This is a genomic window from Streptomyces acidiscabies (assembly GCF_020010905.1).
In the GTDB taxonomy this organism is placed as follows: domain Bacteria; phylum Actinomycetota; class Actinomycetes; order Streptomycetales; family Streptomycetaceae; genus Streptomyces; species Streptomyces acidiscabies.
Genome location: NZ_JAGJBY010000001.1, coordinates 2,113,242 through 2,135,456 on the forward strand (window position 1 = coordinate 2,113,242; position 22,215 = coordinate 2,135,456).

Below are 22,215 nucleotides of genomic sequence, written 5' to 3' on the forward strand. Positions count from 1 at the left end.
GCCCGCGCTCCCGGCCGACGGCGCCGCCCGTCTCGCCGCCTACGCCGTGCCCGACGCCGCCAGCCCCCTCGCCGCCTACGCCCCGCCCGCCTCCGCCAGCCCCCGCACCGCCTCCGCCAGCGCCCGCACCCCCCGTCCCTCCCCACCCCGCGCCCACACCAACCCCAACGCCGACTCCCCGAGCCCCTCGACGGGTACGACGGCCACGTCCGCCCGCCGGTACGCGGCGGCCGTCGGCGCGCACAGCAGCATCGCCGCGCGCCCCGTCGCGACCAGCGTCAGCCCCTCCTGGAGCGTCCCCGCCTCGGGCCCGCCCACCCCCGGCGCCTGCGCGGCACGCCAGTACGCGGGGGCCGGGGGAGCGGGCCTGACCAGCGGCTCCGCCGCGACCTCCGCCGCCGAGACGGCCGTACGCGCCGCGAAGGGATGCGTACGGGGGACGGCGAGCGTCTGCGGGTGCCGCGAGAAGACCGGGCCGAGGACGAGGTCCGGTTCCCGTACGGGCAGCAGGACGACAGCCGCGTCCACGACGCCGGAGCGTACGGCGCCGAAGGGGTCGGACAGCGGCAGCTCCACGAGCTCGACGGCGCCCATCTCCCGTACGGCACCGGCGAGTTCGGCATCCACCGCCCCCTGGAAGCCGAGCCTCGGCGCGGCGCCGCGCGCGTCCTCGACGGCGGCCACGAGGTCGTCGTACGCCGGACGGACCCGCGCGAGGAACCGCGTACCCAGCGGGGTCAGGGACACCCGGCGGCTCGTGCGGCTGACCAGTCGGCCGCCGGTCCGGTGCTCCAGCGAGCGCAGGAGCTGGCTGACGCGCGCCTGCGAGACGTACAACCTCTCGGCGGTCCGGCCGAAATGCAACTCCTCGGCAAGGACGAGGAAGCACTCCAGCTCGCGCAGGTCGGGGGCCGATCGATAAGTCACGCTCATGGAAGGGTGAGGACTTCGCCGTTGTTCCCGCAGGGCCACGGCGCGAAAAGTGGAGGCATGTCCTCCCTGGAACCCCGGACCTCCGCCAGCCCTCGGTCCATCATCAACTCCCGGTCCCCGTCGGCTCCTTGGCCCGGTGTCTTCGCTCTCGCCGCCGCCACGTTCTCCGTCGTCACCACCGAGATGCTTCCCGTCGGTCTGCTCACGTCCCTCGGTGATTCCCTCGGTGTCTCGGCGGGTACGGCAGGGCTCGCCGTCACCCTTCCCGGACTGGTCGCGGCCGTCTCCGCGCCCCTGCTGCCCGTCGTCGTCCGCCGCGCCGACCGGCGTCACGTCCTCGCCGCCCTCCTGCTCCTCCTCGCCGCCGCCAACCTGCTCTCGGCCCTCGCCCCCGGCCTGGCCGTCCTGCTCGTCGCCCGTGCGCTGGTCGGGGTCTGTATCGGCGGGGTGTGGGCGGTCGCGGCGGGGCTTCCGGCGCGGCTGATACCTGAGAGGTACGCCGGACGGGCCACGGCCCTGGTCTTCTCCGGCATCGCCGTCGCCTCGGTGATCGGCGTCCCGGCCGGTACCTTCCTCGGCTCCCTCGCCGGCTGGCGCTGGTCCTTCGCCGCGCTCGCGGTGCTGGCGCTCGCCGTGGCGGTGACCCTGCACGTCACCCTCCCCCTACTTCCGGCGGAGGCACCGGTACGCCTGGTGGTCTTCCCCGAACTCCTCAGAGACGCGAGGCTCAGGCGGGGGCTCACCGCCGTAGCTCTTCTGGTGACCGGCCACTTCGCCGCGTACACGTACGTCCGCCCCGTGCTGGAGCGCGTCGACGGTCTCGCGGCGGGCGGCGTCGGCGTACTACTGCTGGGGTACGGGGTGACAGGCGTCGTCGGCACGTTCGTCATCGGCACGAGGGCGAGCGCGAACCCCGGCCGCACCCTCGTCCTGGTCGCGTCGTCCCTGGGTACTACGGTCGCACTACTCGTCCCCGCCGACACGTCCCTACCCCTGACCGCCGGGCTCCTCACCCTCTGGGGCCTCCTCTACGGCGGCGTCTCGGTCTCGGCCCAGACCTGGCTGACGGCAGCGGTACCCCACGCGAGGGAAGCGGCGTCGGCCCTGTTCGCGGGCGTCTTCAACTCGGCGATCGCGCTGGGCGCGTTCACGGGAGGCCGCACGGCAGACACGTACGGCCCGACAGCGGTCCTGTACCTCGGCGCGGCCCTAGCCCTCCTCGCGGCACCGGCCCTAGCGGGAACGCAACGTCGCGAACCCGCCAGCGAACCCCGACGCCGGGCGCGAACATAGGAGGCATGAACTACGCGGTCCAGCCGATCCCCCCGACCGTCCTCACAGCCCTCCGCACGAGGGACGACGCCGACAACTCCGTACACCCCTACGACGATCCGGAGGGCGACGCCCCCCTCCGCTGCTGCCTCCGCGACAGCGAGAAGGGCGAACGGATCACGCTGATCACGTACGCCCCGCTGCGCCGCTGGGCGACGAACCCCGGCGCGTACGACGAACAGGGCCCCGTCTTCATCCACGCGGCCCCCTGCGAGGGCCCCGCCGACACGACGACCCCCGCGTTCACCGACAACCACCGCGTCCTGCGCCGCTATTCGGCGGAGGGACACATCATGGGCGGCGAACTGGTGGGGGAGGACTTCGACGGGGCACTGCGGAGGGCGTTCGAGGATGAGGACGTGGCCCAGGTGCACGTGCGCTCGGTGGTGTACGGCTGCTTCCTGTACGCCGTCGAAAGGGATTAACCCTGGAGTTCCGCCGCCACCAACTCCGCGATCTGCACCGCGTTCAACGCCGCACCCTTCCGCAGATTGTCGTTGGACACGAACAGCGCCAACCCGTTCTCCACGGTCTCGTCCCGCCGTACCCGGCCCACGTACGACGGGTCCTGCCCGGCGGCCTGGAGCGGCGTGGGGATGTCCGTCACCACGACACCCGGCGCCGAGGACAGCAGCTCAAGCGCGCGCTCAGGGCTCAGCGGACGCGCAAAGCTCGCGTTGAGCTGGAGGGAGTGGCCGGTGAAGACGGGCACCCGGACACACGTACCCGAGACCTTCAGCCCCGGGATCTCCAGGATCTTCCGCGACTCGTTGCGCAGCTTCTTCTCCTCGTCCGTCTCGTTCGACCCGTCGTCGACGAGGTTCCCGGCGAGCGGGAGGACGTTGAAGGCGATGGGCCGCTTGTAGACACCGGGTTCGGGGAACGACACGGCGCCACCGTCATGCGTGAGCTTCTCCGCGTCGTCGACCACCTTCCGTACCTGGTCGGCGAGTTCGGCAACCCCGGAGAGCCCGGACCCGGACACGGCCTGGTACGTCGTCGCGACGAGGGTCTCAAGCCCCGCCTCGGCGTGCAGCACCTTCAGCACCGGCATCGCCGCCATGGTCGTGCAGTTGGGGTTCGCGATGATCCCCTTCGGCCGCGCAGCGATCGCGTGAGGATTGACCTCGGAGACGACGAGCGGCACCTCGGGATCCATCCGCCACGCGGACGAGTTGTCGATGACGACGGCGCCTTGGGAGGCGACCTTCTCGGCAAGGGCCTTGGACGTGGCACCCCCCGCCGAGAACAGCACGATGTCCAGCCCGGAGTAGTCCGCGGTCGCCGCGTCCTCCACGGTCACCCCGTCCAGCACGGACCCGGCGGAACGAGCCGACGCGAACAACCGCAGCTCGGTCACCGGAAACGCACGCTCCGTGAGGATCCTGCGCATGACCGTCCCGACCTGCCCGGTTGCTCCGACGATTCCGATCCTCACGGCGACTCCCTGTAGCTGTACCTGATGTGTCTGCGGCGTTTCCATCATGCGGCCCACCCCGGTCCACCTGTCCAATTCTTTGCCCACGACACCAGGACCGGCCACAGGGCAGGGCTCCAGAACTCCGGCCGTACCCGCCCTGAGCTGGAGATATTCGCCCCGAGCCGCGCACCCGCCGCAAGCTGTTCCGCGCCACGCCCACAGATGTGACGTACACCCCACGAACGTTTCGCCCCCGCCCCGCGTCGTAGAGGAAACGCCGAGGGGGAGGGGTGTCAGTGCTGCGCAGAACGACGCGCCGGGAACGGAAGGGGGAGGACCCGCTGGACGCGCCACAGGAACGCCGGGTCCGCGCGGTCCTGGCCCTCGGCGGGGTGCCGCAGACGGACCTGCCGGACGGGGTGCAGCAGGTCCGGCTCCGGCTCCTGGAGCGCGCGGCGAAGGGGTACGACGCTCCGCGCGACGTCTCCGCGTGGGCGGCGGTCGTCGCCTCCAACCTGGCGATGGACTGGCACAGGTCGAGAAGCCGCCAGGACCGCCTGGGCGAACGCCTCGCCTCGCTACGCCAGTCGGCCCAGCCGTCCGGCGAGGAAAACAGCGTGCTCTCGCTGGCGGTCGCCCAGGGCCTGGACCAACTCCCCGACCCCCAGCGCCAGGTGGTGATCCTCCGCTTCTACGCCGACCTCCCCGTGGCGTCGATCGCGGACCAACTCGGCGTCCCCGAAGGCACGGTGAAGAGCCGCCTGCACACAGCGGTCAAGGCGCTGCGAGCCCGGCTGCACGAGGACGAGGTGGTGTGAGATGGCGGAGAAAGACGACGTGTACGAGGACGACGCCGCCCTCCTGGCCGCGATCACCGGCGAGTCGGCCCCGGACACACCCGAACTCCGCGCGGCACGCGAGGACATCGACGTACTCCGTACGCAACTCGCGCTGATCGCGGACGAGTTGGCCCCGCCCGCGCAGGTCGTCCCACTCGCCCCGTACAGGCACCGGCGCCTGAAGGTCGCCCTGGTCGGCGTCGCGGCGGCCGGTGTGCTGACCCTGCTCGGCGGAGGGGTCGCCCTCCTCGACGTTCCCGGCAACTCCTCGTCCGACCAGGGGGTTTCCTCGGCGGCGGGCGGCTCGACCGAGAAGAGTGCGCTGCCCGACCTCGTGTCCCTGGCGTGCGCCGAGACGATCGTGAGGGGCACCGTCACCACCGTAGAAGGAACCGAGGTCACGCTCAGGGTGACGCACGCCTACAAGCCGACGCCGGGACCGACTGCGGTCACCTTCACGACAGATACCCCCCTCACCCTGGGCGCCCCCGTGCTGGTCGTCCTCTCCCCGGACTCCACCACGCCCGACGACCTCTTCGTCGGAACCCAGGAGATCGGCGCCCAACTCCCTGCCCTCACACGGGCGTTGAAGGAATACAGCTCCTGCACGCCCTGACCGCACGAGAGAGGGCGGGCGCCCCCCGGCACCCGCCCCTTTCCCTGCCCCCCTGCTCGCTTCCTACTTACTCCTGGTCGTCCCAGACCCAACTGCCCTTGCCGTCCCCGCCCGGCGGGTACCTCAGGTCGTCCAGCGGGTCGCCGGCGGCGACCACTTGCTTCCCCTGCGAAGCCGAACCCTGGTGCCCCGCGACAGCCAGCGGCAGCGCCACCATGGTGGTGACCGCCAGCGCGGCGAGGGCGGTGCGGACGGCTCGGCCGGTGATGCGTTTCATTCTGTGCCCCTGGTTTCTTCGTTCCCGGTGAGCGTGTGCCAGCCACGATGATGGTCCGGCGGTCATGCCGCTGTCATGTTCATTCGCTGGCCTCAGGAGGCCATGGCAGTCACATGCCAATCAGGTGACGCATGGATCACCGGTGATCACGCGACCCGACCGCCCCGTGGTTCCCCGTACAGGTAACGGTCCGGACGGCAGTCGCCCAGCTCCCAGTCCGGCAGTAGGCCCGGCACGCTCAGCCAGTCCGCCCAGCCGTCCCGCGCCCGGTCCAGCGCCTCGTCCAGGCTGCCCGCCTCCACGAACGTCATCCCGACCAGCCGCCGGCCCCACCGCGCGAGCGAGACATGGGCGATGCCCGGCTGCGGGGCGGCTCTCGTGGTCTCGGCCACGGCGTGCAGCCGCTGGTCGCTGGGCATAGCGACGGGCGCCGACGGGAGGAGAACGACCTTGACTGCGTACACGGGGTGACCTTAGGCACCGGACGTACCCAAATCGGCACGAGAACGCTGTCAGCCCCCGGTCATGGCAGGGAGATGCCAGCAACCGATAAGCGCTACGACGGCAACTTCACAGCCAACCTCGCCGAACCGCCTCCGCCCCCGCCTGGAACCGGCTCTGCACTCCCAACCGCCGCTGCAAATCAGCCGTGTTGCGTCGCACCGTCCGCAGCGAGACGCCCATCTTTCGCGCGATGCCCTCGTCCGTCAGGCCCGCCGCCAGCATCTTCAGCAGCGCCGCCTCGCGGTCCGTCGGCGCGTCCGGGGGCGCGTCCTGGGGGGCCGAGCCCAGCGGGACCGCGTTCTCCCAGACCATGTCGAACAGCTCCTCCAGCGCCCGCACCATCCCGGGGTAGCGGATCAGGAGCGCGCCCTTGCGGCTGTCGTCGATGTCGATGGGGATCACGGCGGTCGTGTGGTCGGAGAGGATCATCCGCATCGGCAGGGCCGGAACCGTACGGGTCTCGCCGCCGCGCGAGGCGAGCCAGTTCGCGTACTCCACGGTCGGCTGGTCGTTGCGGACGCTGTCGAGGTAAACCGTCCGCATCCGCACACCCCGGCTCAGGTGCTGCTCGTCCAACGGCCGCCCGGCCTCCAGCGCCGCCGCGCTCAGCGCGCCGCCCGGCACGAAGGTCCGGACGTCGATACGTGCCTGATGAGCCAACTCCATCAGCCGCACCCGTACCGCGTCGACGCCCTCCAGACGCTCCACCCCGCTGTCCACGCGGTGCGCCGCCATGTTCGCGTAGTCCGAGGTCAGCGCGGCCAGCGCGGCGCGCTCCTGGGACAGCCGGGCGCGCTGTTCGTCCAGCTCCGCCTCCCTGCGCTGGAGTAGCGGCGAGAGGATGATTTCCGGACTCACGGGAACGAACTGGTGGCCGGCGGCCTCGTGCAGCAGGGAGAGTTGGGTCAGCCGGTCGAGCGCGGCCCGTACGTCCGCCTCGGCCAGCCCCGTCTCACGGGCTATGTCCTCCAGGGTCCAGGAGGGGTGCAGCAGCAAAGACCGGTAGACGTCGTGGGTCGACTGGTCGATGCCGATGGTCTCCAGCATGGCTCCCCCTGCGAAGGCCGCCTCGCGGCCGAGATCTGTCGTTGGCGTCGGACTGCCGCTGACGGTATCCGATCGCGGATTTCGCCGTACCTGCGTTCGAGTCACCCGCCGTGACCTCTTGGCATCTCCCGGCCATGGCCGCGTGGTGCCACAACCGAACCCCCCTGCCACGCGTACACCCGGCCTAATCTCGTGATCGCCGGGTGGTGCTCCCTCGGGGGAGGGCATCACCCGGCACACCAGGCACCGGCCGACGCCGTCACGGGGGTGGGCGTCGGCCGGAAAGAGGTGGGGGAGTACGGGGGAAATCGGGGCGGGACGAGAAGGGGCGGGCGCTCTTGGGGGAGCACCCGCCCCTTAACGCTTGCGCAGCGGCGGGGTGGCTTCTGTCTTTCAGGGGCGCGGCGCCCCGCCTTTCAACGCGCGGCAACCCGCAGGCTTTTAGGGGCGCGGGGAACTGCGCGACAAGCCACGAACTACCCGCAGCCGACACACAACCCCCCGCACCACCCCATTAGTCGCTAACCCACGACCTTCTCGATGACAACGGTCCCAACACCCGCCGCAGTCCCCCGAGCATTCACCAACCGAACCTCCCCGAAGAACTCCCGCCCCTCAGGCCCAGCAGCCTTCACGAGCACGTTCCCGGCAATGTTCGCGGTCCCACCGCTCGGGATGGACACAGCCCCGGAGTCCACAGAAACCGACCCCAGCGCAGACGAGAAGTACACGTCCTTGTACTGGAACGTGGTGGTCCCGGCAGGCACGCTGTACCCGTCGACGACAACCGTGTACGTCCCAGCAGCCGGCGAAACAAGACTCACCGACTCCTCGGAGTCCCCGTCGGCGGACTGCCCAACCTGCACACCGTCCCGGTAGACGGTCAGGTCAAGATCCGCAGCCGCGTCGGACACACCCCCGATGGACACGTCGAACCGCTCAACACCGGCCGGAACAACGACAGTCGACGTCTGCGAAGCACCGTGCGCGATGGTCGGCGTAGCCAACTTCACGGACCCCAGCGACCCACCCTCCAGCTTCGCGCTGAGCGGCGCGAACGTGTTCGTCACGGCCCACTCCGCGACAACCGGCGTACCGACCTTCGCCTCGGCCACCGTACGAACGGCCGGCGAGAACTCCGTACCCAGCACCGACACATCAAGCGTGTACGGGTTGTCGAGGTACGGAGACGTCCGCCGGGACTCGACCTCGATCTCCCACACACCCGGCATCGGGTTCGGGTAAGTCCGAAGATCCGGGCGGCAGTTGTTGGGCGAGTCGGGGTTGGAGTAGTTGCTGTAGCAGTACACGGTCGAGGAGTCCTCGACCTGCACCCCCTGCGGGTGAAGGGAGATGAACCGAGTCTGGCTCTTGTCCTTCAGCCCCCCGAGCGCGACCTCAAGCGTCTTGGCCCCCTGCGGCACGGTCACGAAGTACGAGTGACTCGAATTCCGCTGCACAGTGGCCGACTTGGAGAAGGAGTACGAAGGAGCGGCAAGCGCCTTGGACACGACGACGGTGGAGAGGATCCGCTGATCCACCCCGACGGTCGCCTTGTCGTCCAGCTCGACGATCGCACTGTGCACCCCGGCCGACTTGGCCTGAGCCTGCACCTTGACGGTGACCGGCGTGTTCAGCGGCAGACGGACGCTCTTACCGCCGACGACCTTGAACGTACCGTCGTTGGTCCGCAGCGACACACTGTGCTTAACAGCCTTGGCGGGCCCGGAGGTTCGCGTCACGACGACGTCGTACGACCGCTTCTCCCCGACCTTCAGCCCACCCTCACGGTCATAGATCCCGGTACCGAACCCGGGCTCCTTGAGCGACCCGGAAAGGGCGGTGCTGACCGGCGCCTTGACGGTGTAGTCGTGCGCGGTGGCGCCCTTCTTGATCGCGTCCCATGCCTGCACGATCCGGATCAGCCCGGACCCCTGCACGTGCGCGGGCACCCCCTTGATCTCACGAGCCGTACTGGTGAGGGCAGTTCGCAGCGCCAGCGGCGACAGCGCGATCTTCCGCTGCTTGGCGGCGGACAGCAACAGCGCGCTCGCACCGGCCGCTTGGGGCGACGCCATCGACGTACCCTGCAACATCGCGTACCCGGGCGGCAGTTGGTACCCGGACTCGGCGACCGGCGCCCCCGGCGACCACGTCTGCATCGTGTTGATCGCGGCGCCCGGCGCGACGAGCGTCGGCACGAACCCGCCGTCCTCACGCGGCCCGGCGGAGGAGAACGGCAACATCGCGTACTTCTTGGTCACTTGGGACCCGTAGTTGGACGCCCAGGTCTCCTTGGAGATGGACGCCCCGACGCTGATGACCTTGTCGGCGAGGCCGGGGTCACCGATCGTGTTGGTGCCGGGGCCCTCGTTCCCGGCGGCGATGACGAGCTGCACGCCGTACTGGTCGATGAGCCGCGTGTAGAGCTGGGCGCGCGCGTTGTTGCCGTCGTTCAGCGGGGGCAGGCTGCCGATCGACATGTTCACGATGTCGACGCCGCGCTTGGTGACGAGGTCGATCATGCCCTCGGCGAGGGCGATGTTCGTGCAGCCGCCGGTCCAGGTGCAGGCGCGCGAGGACACGATCTTCGCGCCGGGCGCGGCGCCGTTCATCCTGCCGCCGAACAGGGAGTTGGCGGCGGTGATCCCGGCGACGTGCGTGCCGTGGCGGGACTCGACGACGCCGATGTTGACGTAGTCGGACTTGTCCCCGGCGCCGTTGAAGACGACGTCCTTGCGGATCTCGACGACGAACGGGATGCGCTCGGAGATCGCGGTCTTCGGGTCGTCGACACCGAAGTACCCGATCTGGAAACCGTCCTTGTACGGCTTCAGCGGCGTCTCGTCCGTGAAGTCACCGTCGTTGTCGAGGTCGACGCGAACAGTCCCGGCGGCGGCGTCGTACAGCACGCCCCACACATCGGACTTGTCGCCGTCACGGTTCAAGTCCCCTGCCATGTCACCGCCGTTGGTGACGGACTCGGCGAAGGTCTGGAACCGGAAGCTTCCGGCGGGCGCCTTCCAACTGCGGCCCGCAGCGGTGAAGTCCGGGCCGCTCACGGCCGCGTTCATCCGCAGCCAGGTCCCGTCGCGGTCCGTCACGGGGTCGGTCGCGGTGACCCAGTCGACGATCTTCCGCTCACCGGTGGTCGTCTTCTGGAGCGCGGGGTGGCCGAGGTCGACGCCGGAGTCCAGGATGCCGATGGTGACGCCACGGCCGTCGTACGTGGGATGGTCCTCGACGAAGGACACCGCACCCGTCTCGAAGGACGGGTTGTACGGGTTGGCGGCAGGCGTCTTCTTGCCGGGCGCGGGGTAACTCCCGGCCTTGGGCGCCTCTTTGGAGCTGCTCGGCGTCGGGTCGTCCAGGGCGATCTCCTGGCGGAGGTCGATCGCCTGCACGGACGTCAGCTTCGACGCGGCGGCGATGGCCGCATCCGCCTTGCCGGTGGGGACCGTTGCGCGGACGTACCCGAGCGCGTCGTCCTTGCGGCCGACGAACCCGCCGTCCAGACCGTCGAGTTGCTTCGCCACCTGCGCGGTCTCGCCGGGGGCGGTCGCGACCATCATCGTGACGGTCTTGTCCCCCTCGGCCTTCGCGTCCGTGAGCGCCGCGGCGTCGTCCGAACCGAGCTTGTCGCCGGTCGACTTGGGGGCGGGGGCGACCGTGGAGTGCTGGTCACCGGCGAACGCGAGCGGCACGGGACCGGCGGCCGACAGCGCGGCGACGAGCCCCGCCGCCACGGCTATTCGTACCGTACGTCTGTGGGGGGTGTTGGTCATGGGCATCCCTAGCTCATGTCAGAAGTGATCCCGAGTGATCGCCCAGCTTTACCCACAGGGTGAATGTTTGGGGAGGGTTGACCGTGAGGTGGTGAACGAATGGGGAAAACCCGCGATGGACTTTAGGTAGCAGACCGCCAATTCGAGACAAACCACCCACCGGCTACGAGGGAGCTGTGACCAGCCTGTGAGAAGAACCCGAAGGACGGCCGCGTACGCGGTGATCGTCGAGAACGACCGCATCCTCCTGCCGCGCTTCCGCGAACCCGGCGGCACCGGCGTGTGGATCATGCCCGGCGGGGGAGTGGAGCACGGCGAGGACCCGTACGACGCGGTGGTCCGCGAACTGAGCGAGGAGACCGGCTACGACGTCGAGGTCACCGCACTCCTGGGAGTCGTCTCCCGCCGCTTCCCCGCTCCCCGGCGCGGCCTGCGCCTCCCCTCCGACCACCACGGCCTGGCCCTGATCTACGAAGCGAAGGTCACCGGCGGCGAGTTGCGCTCCGAACAGGACGGCTCCACGGACCTCGCGGCCTGGCACGACCTCGACGCCCTGCCGGACCTCCCGACGGGCGACATGGTCGCCAGATCCGTACGCCTCTGGCGCGAGCGCCCGGCGACGGGCCACTTTGACTGAAAGCCGCTCAACCCTCAGGAACGAGCACAACTCCCCCTGATCCGACGGCGTCCCTCCCCCTGACCGCATGATCACGAGCAGGGGGAAACCCATGAAGAGACTCCGTACGACGGTGCTGGCGGCGACGGCCCTCACGGCGACGGTCGCCCTCGCGGCACCGGCGCTGGCCGCCGCACCGGCCTCGCACGGGCCGACCAGGAAGGCCGTCGAGGGCGTCGTCCAGCAGGGCGTACCCGGCGTCACGCTGACCGCACGGGAGAACGGCGCGACCTGGTCGATGACCGCCGGTGTCGGCAACCTCCGTACCGGCAAGCCGCGTTCGGCCGGCGACCACTACCGCGTCGGCAGCATCACCAAGACGTTCGTCGCGACCGTCCTGCTCCAACTGGAGGCGGAGGGCAGGCTGTCGCTCGACGACACGGTCGAGAAGTGGCTGCCGGGCGTCGTGCACGGCAACGGCCACGACGGCAGCCGTATCACTCTGCGCCAACTCCTCAACCACACCAGCGGGATCTACAACTACACGGAGGACGAGCAGTTCGGGCGCGACTACTTCCTGAAGGACGGGTTCTACAAGAACCGCTTCACGCCCCGCACCCCGTCCTATGCCGTGGGCCTCGCCATGTCCCACGCCCCGAACTTCGAACCCGGCACCGACTGGCTCTACTCCAACACGAATTTCATCCTCGCGGGAATGGTCATCGAAAAGGCGACCGGCCACCCGTACGGCGCGGAAGTCCGCACCCGCATCATCAACCCCCTCCACCTCAAGGGCACTTCGGTCCCCGGCAACTCCGTCACCCTCCCGCGCCCGGCCTCGCGCGCGTACGGCAAGCTCGCGGAGACGGCCGACGGGCCGACGTACGACGTCACCGAACTCAACCCCTCGATCGCGGGCTCGGCGGGCGAGATGATCTCCACCTCCGCCGATCTGACCCGCTTCTACAGCGCCCTCCTCCAGGGCAAACTCCTGCCTCCGGCCCAGCTCAAGGAGATGAAGACGGTCCACCCCGCCTCCGGGTACGGCCTCGGTATCGGCGGGGGCACCCTCTCCTGCGGCGTCACCGTCTGGGGCCACGACGGCGGAATTCACGGCTCCAGTTCCGTCGCCCTCACGACGGCGGACGGCAAGCACGCGGTCGCCTTCAACCTGAACGCGGACTGGACGGGCGACGTCGTGCCGGTCATCGAAGCGGAATTCTGTGGAAACCCCGCACCGGGCGCAAGCCGTTCGAGTGAATCCGACCTCGCTGTCATCCAGGATCTGGCGAAATAAAACACCCCGTTCATCCGCCGGAAATATCCGTACCGCCTGATATCGGCTAACCCGCACCAACACGGGGATGGCTTGATACATGTGCAAGGCGGGTGAGCGCGAATGCTCCGTGTGCTGTCTGTCTACGAGGGCTTCTTCTCCGGAGGCGCCCGGATCGTCCACAGCGACGTGGTGCTGGGCCTGAGCGAGGGGGGCCAGCACCATCGCGTCCTCAGCATGCATTCCGAGGTCCACCGCGAGGCGACTCGGCAGCGCATGGAGAACGACACGTGCTATCGCAAGCTGACGGCGGCGGGGGTGCCGGTGACGGCGCTGGGCCGTGTGTACGCGGGGGGTGATCCGGCCACCTTCACCGGTGATGAGCTGGCCGATACGGCTCGGGCGATGGCCGAGGCGGACGTCATCCTGTCGCTGAAGGAACAGCCGCTGGCGCTGTTGAACCAGGCCGGCCTTCCTCGCCGTCCCGTCGTCGTCGGGCTGCACCGGTCCGACCCCGAGAACCAGGCGCTCGACGACCTTCTTGCCGGGATCGCTGACGGCAAGGTCGCGGCGGCGGTCTGTTGCGCGGAGTCGACCCGTGCCGCGTACGAGGCTGCTGGGGTCCCCGGCGAGCTGCTGGCCGTCATCCCCAACGGCGTCGACCTGATCCGCTTCCGGCCCGACGCGGCTCGGCGCCTCGCGGTCCGTACGGAGCTGGGGATCTCCGAGTCGGCCCCCGTCGTCGTCTTCGCCGCCCGCTACGACGCGATGAAGAACGTCCCGCTGTTCCTGCGCGCGGCGGCCGAGTGGCTGTCCAGGGAGCCTGAGGGGCACGTTCTGATGTGCGGGGCGGGGATGAGTGCGGAGAACGCCGGGCTGCTGGCGGAGATGGCCTCTGCGGGCCTCGGTGGGGCCGGGGTGCACCTGCTCGGCGTGCGCCGGGACATGGAGATGCTGTACGCGGCGTCGGACGTCGTGGCGCTCACGTCGGCGTGGGGCGAGGCGGCTCCCCTGTGCCTCATCGAGGGCATGATGTGCGGCGCGATCCCGGTCACGACGGACGTCGGCGACAGCGCGTCCATCGTCGCGGGCCATGGCTTGGTGACGCCGTTCGACGCGGGCGCGATCGCTTCCGCGTGGTCGGAGGCGGTCGCGGCGAGGACGGAGCTGGGCTCTGCCCTCGCCGGGAGCCGTGAGCGGTTCAGCCGGACGCGGATGATCGCGTCGTATGCGGCGTTGCTGGACCGGGTGAGTGGGCGGGCTACGCGGAGGTCGCGCGCAGGTGCGTGAGGAAGGGGGACCAGGAGGTGAGGGGGAGCAACAGGGCGGGGCCGGTGGGGTTCTTGGAGTCGCGGATGCCGATGTGGGGGGCGAGGTCGGCGACTTCAAGGCAGTTCTGGCCGCCGGTGCTGTAGGACGACTTGAACCATGCCTGGTCGGCGGCGAGTTCTGGCGCGGTGTAACGCTTGTGCATGACTACAGCTCTCGTTCTAGTCGGTGCAGGAAGGCAGGGGTGTCCTCAGGAGGCAGTGCTGATGCTGTCATGGAGCTGAACCTCCGTGCGAACCGGTTGACTTCACGAGGTTTGTCGGAAGTGGAGACTGAACCCCAAGCGCTGTCCACCTGCACACGTGGCGGGAATTCGTCGCCGAAGTCGAGGATCGCGAAGTCGTCGGGGGAACGGTAGCTCGGCCGGAACGGCAGCACCTGGATCGTGACGTGGTCCCACGAGGCCATCTCCTCGACTTGACCGTACTGCTCACGCATGACGTCGGGACCCCCGATCGGGTACCGGAGACCAGCCTCCCCCAGGATGACGTGCAGTTCGACGGGGTTCTCGCGGGTGAGTACCTCCTGGCGCCGCATCCGCAACTCCACGCTCTGGCTGATGAACTCCGAGGTGTACTCCTCGACCGGCTTCTGCACCTCGTGCACGGCGGTCGCGTACCGCTCCGTCTGCAACAGGCCGTAGATCAGCGAGGGGTGATAGGCCCTCATGGAGTGAGCCTCGGGCTCCAGCCCCACGAAGCCGGGCATCCCCGTGGGCATCAACCCCCGGTACTGGGTCAGCCAATCCTGCCGGTTCGACTCCTTGTTGAGGCTGATCAGCCCGTCGATGATGTCGGGATCGGTGACCCCGTACTTGTCCAACAGCTTGCGCAGATCACCGACGTTGCGGAAGTTGAGCGCGCCCGACTCGATCCGCTGCAAGGACGCCTCGGAGATCTTCAGCCCCACGACTGCCTGCTTCCGGGAGAGCACCCCACCCCGGTCGCCGAGCCCGCAGTTCTCCCGCAAATGACGCATCTGAAGGCCGAGTTCGAGTCGTTGGGCGGTGCGCCCGCGCTTGGCTGCCATGTGCACCTCTCTGTGCTGTCGTGCGTACGGCAAGTGACCGTGTGCAGAGTGTGGCACTCCGTGTGCGACCGGCGCAGGCGAATGCTCAGATTCAGGCATAGTCCACTTCGTCCATCACTGATGATTCAGCGGACTTTCGATTGCAGTCGAACGGCCCACCCCGCCACCGTGGACCCACAGCGGCAACCGAAAGGACCGGACCCCACATGACCACCCCCGTCCCCACCCCCACCACCCCCGTCACCGAATCCTGGAACATGAGCTACCCCATGACGCTGCGGAGCGTCCCCCTCGCCCGCCGCCAAACCCTCCGCCGCCTCACCCTCTGGAACTGGCCCGGCAACAAGGACGACGCGATCCTGATCGTCTCGGAACTGGTAGCGAACGCGATCCGCCACGCCCGCCGCCCCGGCCACGAACTCTGGCTCCACCTGGCCCTGTTGGAGGACGAGGAGAACACCCTCCTGATCGAGGTCTCGGACCCCACCCTCACGTTCCCCACCCTCTGCGAAACCCCCACGACCGAGGCCGGCCGCGGCCTCCAGGTGGTCACCGCCCTCACCACCCACCTCTCCTGGCACCCCCACCAGGAACTCGGCAAAACGATCACGGCCCACCTCCCGCAGCGCTGAACACCAGTTCCGGTCCAACCACCCGCCACGCCAACGAATCCGCACGGTCACCGAGCCATACGCTCGGCGGACGGAACTCGCCGTCGGCGCAGGAGGCGAACGTGAGTTGGGCCTGGAACTCGTACGCGGACGAACTCGCGACGGCTGTCCTTCTCGGCGTACCGACATGCCTCGGCTTGGCCTGGACGTTCCACAACTGGCGCCGCCGGAACAGAACTCCGGCTGACGTAAGACGCGACGTACTCCTGGACGGCCTGCTGATCGCGTCGCTCCTGCCGTACCTCTACGTCACGCTGTCCCAGGGATACGGAAACCAGCGAACGCTGAGCCTGATGCCGTTCGGCGAACTGTCGGCCTCATTCGCCTCCTCCCAACTGGCTTTCTCGGACGTCACACTCCTCAACGTCGGCGGAAACACGGCACTGCTCCTAGTTTTCGGTGCCCTTCTACCAATCCGGAGTCGCCGTTCCAGAACCCTGGGACGGGTGGCCACCATCGCGGCACTCCTCTCGACGGCCGTGGAAATCACCCAGTACGCACTGGCGGTGGGCCGCGTATCGTCCACGGACGATGTCCTGCTCAACACGGCGGGCGCGGTGGCGGGAGCACTGCTGACCCGCAACTGGTGGCAACCACGAAGCACCGACCGACCCGAGACCGTACCTATCAGGGATAGCTGGTCGTACCGGTCGCACGACGGCTCGTGAGGTCGTCACTGTCCCAGTTGCCGGTGACACGTACATAGAAGTAGTAGGTGTCGGCCGGCCTGCCGGTCCAGCTCACGGTTCCGCCGGAGCAGGGCAGGGTCTTCATGCCGTGTGAGTCATCACCGGGAAAGTCCTCACTGTGGAGTGTCACCTGTACTTCCTGGGACGAGCCGCAGCCTGCCGACGGTGACCCGCTGGTGTTGGAGATGCCGTTGATCTGAATCCGGTGGGTGCCTGCGTCGACTGCGGTGTAGTGGCGGGACTCGAACCCGATCTGAAAATCGGCGACCCATGTGAACGATCCACCGCGGAAGCCGACTTCACCGCTGGCTGATCCGGATTCCGACCTGAACTCAGAACCTTTGTCGAACAGGATGATCTCCTCGCCGCTGCCCCTGGACACATGCACGGGACCGATACGCGAGGAATCGGCTGCACTGGCCGGAGCGACGGTCACCCCGATACTGATCAGCGCGGCAGAGAAGGACAGCAAGGTGCTGGTGGCTCGATTCACGTCTCCCCTTTGAGGTCAGAACAGGCTAATTCCGCGAATTCGACGTCGGCCTGATTATCGGGTCTCCCTAAAGACTCCGCATGCCGCCCACTGAACCTCGCCCTAACCGTCCACAGACCGCATCACGATCACCGTGACAGCCGCCTCCCTCAATTTCGCTGACCGCATTGGACGCTCCAGGCCAACAGGGAAATCTCTCCACACCCCCGCGTACGCGGGGACCACAGCGTGACCCCTCTCGCGGGCCGAGAGGGGATGGGAACATCCCCGCGTGCGCGGGGACCACGAGCGGACGGTCCAGGTCACGCACACGCCCGGGGGAACATCCCCGCGTGCGCGGGGACCACGAGCGGACGGTCCAGGTCACGCACACGCCCGGGGGAACATCCCCGCGTGCGCGGGGACCACACGGCGGAATGGTTTCCGACCTGGCTTTTTTCGGGAACATCCCCGCGTGCGCGGGGACCACAGTCCATGACCTGGCCCTTTACCCAGGCGAGCCACCGTTTCTCATCGCTTCCCGGGAACCGGACATTTCGTCGCCCCTCCCCGAACCCCCGGCCCAAACCGTATCCCCGCCATCCCTACCCACCCACCTCCGTCGAACCCCTCAGCGCCCCACCCCACATCCACGCCGAGCCCCCACCTCAACCCGACAACCCGCGCCAGCCCCGTCCGCTCCGTAGGGTGATTGCCGAAGGTGGAGTGTCCTCGACGCGATCTCTGGTAGCCCGGCGCGAACATCCCCGGCAGCAGAGACGCTCCTCCGGGCCCGTGGAACCCGGCGCACTCCGCAGTGACACGCGACGGCCCACCCTCACACGGCGAGGGAAATTACGGGCGAACCGCCGGGCCACTCAACGACCAAACCCACCGAAGAATCGAGGCCAGTACTCCAGCTGCAGTTCGTGATGATCCGTGGGGCAAAGTGGGGGCATGACTACGTACGAGACGATGCCGTTCCACCTTGAGACCGAGCGGCTGATACTGCGGCCGTGGGCTGAGTCGGACGCCGCTGAGTTCTGCGCCCTCCTCTCCGAACGCGGCAAGGGGACCCCCACGGTTGAACACATCCGGACGTCCATCGCGGAGCTGCTCACCGCGACGGCGACTACGGGGATCGCCCTGTTGCCCATCCAGCGCCGCGACGAAGGCGACTTCATCGGCTACTGCGGGCTGATCATCGGCCGTTCCACTGTGGAGGAGCCTGAAATCGCGTATGAGCTGTTCCAGCGCGCGCATGGGCGTGGCTACGCCACCGAGGCGGCCGGCGCGGTGCTCGATGCCGCTATCGCGACCGGGCGGAAACGGCTCTGGTCGACTGTCGGTGCGTGGAACACACCGTCGCTCCGTGTCCTTGAGAAGCTCGGGTTCGAGCGGGATCACGTTTCCACGGAAGACAACGGTGAAGTGGTCTGGCTCACACGCTCGTTGCCGTGACGTGAGAGCACGCTCCCGGGGCTTCATGCTCGCAGCGACCCGGCCTGACAACACTCACGTACACCTCACCGGAACACGGCGAGACAAGCATCCTCCTCAGCGAGGGCGACGCCGAGTCCGTGAAAAAGTCACCGCACGCAGAAGCATGACGTACGTCAAAACCGCGGAACCCACCCCTCCACCCGCCCCACGCCCTATGCTCCTCCCCCCGCCGAGAGGAGGCCCACATGTCCCACGTCCGATGCCCCAACCCCACCTGCAAAGGACCACAGCAGCGATTCCGAGACCTGGAGGGTGCCGAGATCGCCGCAGCGGCGCAGGTCATGAGCAAGTTCGAGAGCGAGCAGGGAGAACGGTTCCGCCCGTCGGCCTACCACCGGTGCACCGGCACAGGCTGCCGGCGCATCCAGCGGAAGGACAAGTGGACGATGGGCGGAAACCTGCCGGAGGAGATGCAGATCCGGCCGGAATCCTGAGCGCCTACTCGAAGATCGGCCCCTGCGTACGGGTCCGCTTGATCTCGTAGAAACCCGGCACGGAGGCGACGGCGATCGTGCCGTCCCACAGGCGAAGCGCGGCGTCACCCTTGGGAGCCGGGGTCACGACGGGACCGAAGAAGGCGACTTCCTTACCCTCAGGACCGGGCACAGCGATGATCGGCGTACCGACGTCCTGCCCGACCTTGTCGATCCCCTCCTTGTGCGACGCACGCAGCTCGGCGTCGAACTCGAAGTCCTCCTGCTCGGCGTAGTCGATGAGATCGGCGGGAAGACCGACCTCCTCCAGCGCACCGGCGATCGCTTCGAGGGTCGGCCCCTCGCCGTTGTTGTGGAAGCGCGTACCGAGCGCGGTGTAGAGCGGCCCGACGACGGAGTCACCGTGCTTCTGCCAGGCCGCGGTGACGACCCGGATCGGCTTCCACGCCTTCGTCGCGAGCAGCTCCCGGTACTCCTCGGGAAGCTGGTCGAGCTTGTCCTCGTTGAGGACGGCGAGGCTGAAGGGGTGCCAGCGGATGTCGATGTCGCGCTGTTTCTGGACCTCCAGGACCCAGCGGGAGGTCATCCAGGCCCAGGGGCACAGGGGGTCGAACCAGAAGTCGACGGGGGTCTTCTCGGACATGTCTCTCCTCAAGAGCGCCACGGCGGGGAATGACGGAGTATTCCCGTGCCAACGTACGACCCGGGTCAACCATTCCCGGTGGTGTTCCCTCATGTGTCCGGTCAGGCGCGCATGGCAGGATCGGTGCTGTCCAGGCGTACCGCGAAACAGGTCGCGCCGAGTCCACGACTGTCTGAGGGAGTACCGCCGGTGCCTGGTGAGAATCTGTCCCGCGACGAGGCCAGGGAGCGGGCCGCGCTGCTGTCGGTCGACGCGTACGAGGTGTCCCTCGACCTGCGTTCGGCCGTGGGCGACCCGGTCGGCGACCGCACCTTCCGCTCGGTGACCACGCTCCGGTTCCGCTGCGCCGAGCCCGGCGCGACGAGCTTCGCCGACCTGATCGCGCCGAGCGTCACCGCCGTCTCCCTGAACGGCCGCGACCTCGACCCCGGCGAGGTGTTCGACGGCTCCCGCATCGCCCTGGAGGACCTGGCCGCCGAGAACGAGCTGATCGTCGACGCGCAGTGCGCGTACTCCCGTACCGGCGAAGGCATGCACCGCTTCGTCGACCCCGAGGACGGCGAGGTCTACCTCTACACGCAGTACGAACCGGCCGACTCCCGCCGGGTGTTCGCCAACTTCGAACAGCCGGACCTCAAGGCGCCGTTCCGCTTCGAGGTGCGGGCGCCCGAGGGATGGACCGTATGGAGCAACGGAGTTGGGACGCAGACGGACGGCGTATGGCGGTTCGCCGAGACGAAACCCATCTCGACGTACATCACTTGTGTGGTGGCCGGTCCCTACCACTACGTGACGGATTCGTACGCGCGGACGCTCGATGACGGTACGACGCTGGAGATCCCCCTCGGCGCCATGTGCCGCAAGGGTCTCGCCCCGCACTTCGACGCGGACGACGTCTTCCTCGTCACCAAGCAGGGGCTCGACTTCTTCCACGACCACTTCGACTACCCGTACCCCTTCGGGAAGTACGACCAGGCGTTCGTCCCCGAGTACAACCTCGGCGCGATGGAGAACCCCGGTCTCGTGACCTTCCGCGAGGAGTACATCTTCCGGGGCAAGGTCACGCAGGCGTCGTACGAGGCCCGCGCGAACGTCATCCTCCACGAGATGGCGCACATGTGGTTCGGCGACCTCGTCACCATGGAGTGGTGGGACGACCTGTGGCTCAAGGAGTCCTTCGCGGACTTCATGGGCGCGTTCTCCCTCGTCGGCGCGACCCGCTTCGAGGGCGGGTGGATCACGTTCGCCAACCGCCGTAAATCCTGGGCCTATCGGGCGGATCAGCTCCCCTCCACGCACCCGGTCACCGCCGACATCCGCGACCTCCAGGACGCGAAGCTCAACTTCGACGGGATCACGTACGCGAAGGGGGCTTCCGTACTGAAGCAGCTTGTCGCGTACGTCGGTCAGGACGCGTTTCTCGAAGGCGCGCGGCGCTACTTCAAGCGGCACGCCTACGGGAACACGCGACTTGGGGACCTGCTGTCCGTCCTGGAGGAGACCAGCGGGCGGGACATGGGGACTTGGGCCCAGTCCTGGCTCCAGACGGCCGGCCTCAACTCGCTGACCCCCGAGGTTCGGGTTGTTGACGGACGGGTCGCTGAACTCGCCGTGCTCCAGGAGGAGTTGCCCGCCCGTCCGCACCGGGTCGCCGTGGGGCTGTACCGCCGGACCCCTGCCGACGGGGTCGTACGGTACGCGCGGGCCGAGGTGGACGTCACCGGGGAGCGGACGGTCGTAGCGGAGCTGGCCGGCGCCGAGGCACCCGACCTCGTGCTCGTCAACGACGACGACCTGACGTACTGCAAGATCCGTTTCGACGCACGGTCGTTGGAGACGCTGCGGGAGTCCCTCGGGGACATCGCCGACCCGCTCGCCCGCGCCCTGTGCTGGTCCGCGCTGTGGAATCTGACGCGGGACGCGCTGCTTCCCGCCCTGGACTTCGTGGAGTTGGTGGGGCGGTTCGCCCAACGGGAGTCCGACATCGGGGTGTTGCAGATGCTCCACGCCTGGGCCGGGTCAGCGCTCGTCAACTACGTTCCCGCTGCGGGGCGTTCGGACGCGGAGGCGTTGGTCGCCCGGGTCGCGCTGCGGGACCTTCGTGCCGCCCAGCCGGGTAGTGAACCTCAGCTCGCGTGGGCCCGGTTCTTCGCGTCGGGCGCTTCCTCCGCCGAAGACCTGGGGCTGCTGCGGGGGTTGCTCGACGGGACCGAGAAGATCGCCGGGCTCGATGTGGACCAGGAGCTGCGGTGGACGTTCCTCGATGCCCTCGCTTCTCACGGGGCCGTGGGGGAAGGGGAGTTGGCGGCCGAGCTGGTCCGGGACGACACGGCTTCCGGGAAGCGGCACCACGTACGGTGCCTCGCGTCCCGTCCGTCCGCCGCCGTCAAGGCGCAGGCCTGGGCGCAGGTCGTCGAGGGGGACGCGCTGTCCAACGCGCTCGTCGGGGCGACCATCGCCGGGTTCGCCCGGTCGTCCCAGCGGGAGTTGACCGCGCCTTACGTCGCCAAGTACTTCGACTCCATCGAGCGGGTGTGGGCCGACCGGTCCATCCAGATCGGGGTGGACGTGGTGTCGGGGCTGTTCCCGGCGTATCCCTTGCCGGGGGCTGAGCGGGAGGTGTTGGGGGCGGCCGATGCGTGGTTGGCCTCGCACGAGGAGGCTGCGCCCGCGTTGCGGCGGCTGGTGCTGGAGGGGCGGGACGATCTGGCTCGGGCGCTGAAGGCGCAGGGGGTGTAGGGGAGTTGGTGTCGGGCGGGGCCGGCGTTTTCGTCGGCCCCGCTTTTTGATGTTCCAAGTG

General features: G+C 68.7%; 22 protein-coding genes. 12 read left to right on the forward strand and 10 right to left on the reverse strand.

Going from position 1 to position 22,215, the window contains the following annotated elements:
- Positions 1-75: 75 nt before the first annotated feature.
- Entirely contained in the window at positions 76-933 is an 858-nt protein-coding gene (locus J8M50_RS09940) for a LysR family transcriptional regulator (RefSeq protein ID WP_075824953.1), read from the reverse strand.
- Positions 934-990: 57 nt separating this feature from the next.
- Here J8M50_RS09940 and J8M50_RS09945 point away from each other — a divergent pair, with 57 nt between their 5' ends.
- The gene (locus J8M50_RS09945; RefSeq protein ID WP_010355274.1) at positions 991-2,226 is read left to right on the forward strand and encodes an MFS transporter; all 1,236 of its coding nucleotides are present in this window, start codon (positions 991-993) and stop codon (positions 2,224-2,226) included.
- A 5-nt stretch (positions 2,227-2,231) separates the two neighbouring features.
- Entirely contained in the window at positions 2,232-2,690 is a 459-nt protein-coding gene (locus J8M50_RS09950) for a DUF1203 domain-containing protein (RefSeq protein WP_010355275.1), read from the forward strand.
- On the opposite strand, the gene J8M50_RS09955 is transcribed toward J8M50_RS09950, so the two are convergent.
- Positions 2,687-3,703 carry an aspartate-semialdehyde dehydrogenase gene (locus tag J8M50_RS09955; protein WP_010355276.1) on the reverse strand — a complete coding sequence of 339 codons (1,017 nt, stop codon included), beginning with the start codon at positions 3,701-3,703 and terminating at the stop codon, positions 2,687-2,689. The genes J8M50_RS09950 and J8M50_RS09955 overlap by 4 nt on opposite strands.
- 278 nt (positions 3,704-3,981) lie before the next feature.
- On the opposite strand from J8M50_RS09955, the gene J8M50_RS09960 reads away from it, so the two are divergent.
- Both J8M50_RS09960 and J8M50_RS09965 read left to right on the forward strand, forming a co-directional pair.
- Positions 3,982-4,503: an RNA polymerase sigma factor gene (locus tag J8M50_RS09960; protein ID WP_010355277.1), complete on the forward strand. Its 522-nt coding sequence runs from the start codon at positions 3,982-3,984 to the stop codon at positions 4,501-4,503.
- Position 4,504: 1 nt separating this feature from the next.
- Positions 4,505-5,140, forward strand: a complete 636-nt coding sequence (locus J8M50_RS09965; RefSeq protein WP_010355278.1) for a hypothetical protein — start codon at positions 4,505-4,507, stop codon at positions 5,138-5,140.
- A 67-nt stretch (positions 5,141-5,207) separates the two neighbouring features.
- Here the strand turns inward: J8M50_RS09965 and J8M50_RS09970 are convergent, their stop codons facing one another.
- The 4 genes from J8M50_RS09970 to J8M50_RS09985 form a co-directional block, all read right to left on the reverse strand.
- The gene (locus J8M50_RS09970; protein ID WP_010355279.1) at positions 5,208-5,417 is read right to left on the reverse strand and encodes a hypothetical protein; all 210 of its coding nucleotides are present in this window, start codon (positions 5,415-5,417) and stop codon (positions 5,208-5,210) included.
- A 146-nt stretch (positions 5,418-5,563) separates the two neighbouring features.
- Positions 5,564-5,881, reverse strand: coding sequence for a hypothetical protein (locus tag J8M50_RS09975; protein WP_010355280.1), 318 nt, complete (start codon positions 5,879-5,881; stop codon positions 5,564-5,566).
- 106 nt (positions 5,882-5,987) lie between these two features.
- Positions 5,988-6,968, reverse strand: coding sequence for a helix-turn-helix domain-containing protein (locus J8M50_RS49060; RefSeq protein WP_010355281.1), 981 nt, complete (start codon positions 6,966-6,968; stop codon positions 5,988-5,990).
- A gap of 521 nt (positions 6,969-7,489) precedes the next feature.
- Complete coding sequence (locus tag J8M50_RS09985; RefSeq protein ID WP_029184077.1) at positions 7,490-10,753, reverse strand: S8 family serine peptidase; 3,264 nt, start codon at positions 10,751-10,753, stop codon at positions 7,490-7,492.
- Positions 10,754-10,940: 187 nt separating this feature from the next.
- Here J8M50_RS09985 and J8M50_RS09990 point away from each other — a divergent pair, with 187 nt between their 5' ends.
- The 3 genes from J8M50_RS09990 (at position 10,941) to J8M50_RS10000 (ending at position 13,935) form a co-directional block, all read left to right on the forward strand.
- Positions 10,941-11,390 (forward strand): NUDIX domain-containing protein, encoded by a 450-nt coding sequence (locus J8M50_RS09990; RefSeq protein WP_029184078.1) that lies wholly within the window; start codon positions 10,941-10,943, stop codon positions 11,388-11,390.
- Positions 11,391-11,481: 91 nt separating this feature from the next.
- Positions 11,482-12,666, forward strand: coding sequence for a serine hydrolase domain-containing protein (locus J8M50_RS09995; protein ID WP_010355284.1), 1,185 nt, complete (start codon positions 11,482-11,484; stop codon positions 12,664-12,666).
- A 111-nt stretch (positions 12,667-12,777) separates the two neighbouring features.
- The gene (locus tag J8M50_RS10000) at positions 12,778-13,935 is read left to right on the forward strand and encodes a glycosyltransferase (RefSeq protein WP_029184079.1); all 1,158 of its coding nucleotides are present in this window, start codon (positions 12,778-12,780) and stop codon (positions 13,933-13,935) included.
- Here the strand turns inward: J8M50_RS10000 and J8M50_RS10005 are convergent.
- Positions 13,907-14,119 carry a DUF397 domain-containing protein gene (locus J8M50_RS10005; RefSeq protein ID WP_010355286.1) on the reverse strand — a complete coding sequence of 71 codons (213 nt, stop codon included), beginning with the start codon at positions 14,117-14,119 and terminating at the stop codon, positions 13,907-13,909. The two genes, J8M50_RS10000 and J8M50_RS10005, sit on opposite strands and share 29 nt — an antisense overlap.
- 2 nt (positions 14,120-14,121) lie before the next feature.
- A complete protein-coding gene (locus J8M50_RS10010) occupies positions 14,122-15,003 on the reverse strand; it encodes a helix-turn-helix domain-containing protein (protein ID WP_010355287.1) in 882 nt (293 codons plus the stop codon).
- Between the two features lie 206 nt (positions 15,004-15,209).
- Between J8M50_RS10010 and J8M50_RS10015 the strand changes: the two genes are divergently transcribed.
- A complete protein-coding gene (locus J8M50_RS10015; protein WP_010355288.1) occupies positions 15,210-15,635 on the forward strand; it encodes an ATP-binding protein in 426 nt (141 codons plus the stop codon).
- Between the two features lie 101 nt (positions 15,636-15,736).
- On the forward strand, positions 15,737-16,342 hold the full coding sequence (locus tag J8M50_RS10020; RefSeq protein ID WP_010355289.1) for a VanZ family protein: 606 nt from the start codon (positions 15,737-15,739) through the stop codon (positions 16,340-16,342).
- Here J8M50_RS10020 and J8M50_RS10025 read toward each other — a convergent pair.
- On the reverse strand, positions 16,302-16,856 hold the full coding sequence (locus tag J8M50_RS10025; protein ID WP_010355290.1) for a hypothetical protein: 555 nt from the start codon (positions 16,854-16,856) through the stop codon (positions 16,302-16,304). The genes J8M50_RS10020 and J8M50_RS10025 overlap by 41 nt on opposite strands.
- A 936-nt stretch (positions 16,857-17,792) precedes the next feature.
- On the opposite strand from J8M50_RS10025, the gene J8M50_RS10030 reads away from it, so the two are divergent.
- A complete protein-coding gene (locus tag J8M50_RS10030; RefSeq protein ID WP_010355291.1) occupies positions 17,793-18,296 on the forward strand; it encodes a GNAT family N-acetyltransferase in 504 nt (167 codons plus the stop codon).
- Positions 18,297-18,523: 227 nt separating this feature from the next.
- Positions 18,524-18,772 (forward strand): hypothetical protein, encoded by a 249-nt coding sequence (locus J8M50_RS10035; protein WP_010355292.1) that lies wholly within the window; start codon positions 18,524-18,526, stop codon positions 18,770-18,772.
- Between the two features lie 4 nt (positions 18,773-18,776).
- Here the strand turns inward: J8M50_RS10035 and J8M50_RS10040 are convergent, their stop codons facing one another.
- Positions 18,777-19,415, reverse strand: coding sequence for a mycothiol-dependent nitroreductase Rv2466c family protein (locus J8M50_RS10040; RefSeq protein WP_010355293.1), 639 nt, complete (start codon positions 19,413-19,415; stop codon positions 18,777-18,779).
- A 189-nt stretch (positions 19,416-19,604) separates the two neighbouring features.
- Between J8M50_RS10040 and pepN the strand changes: the two genes are divergently transcribed.
- A complete protein-coding gene (gene pepN, locus J8M50_RS10045; protein ID WP_010355294.1) occupies positions 19,605-22,154 on the forward strand; it encodes an aminopeptidase N in 2,550 nt (849 codons plus the stop codon).
- The last annotated feature ends 61 nt before the right edge of the window (positions 22,155-22,215 follow it).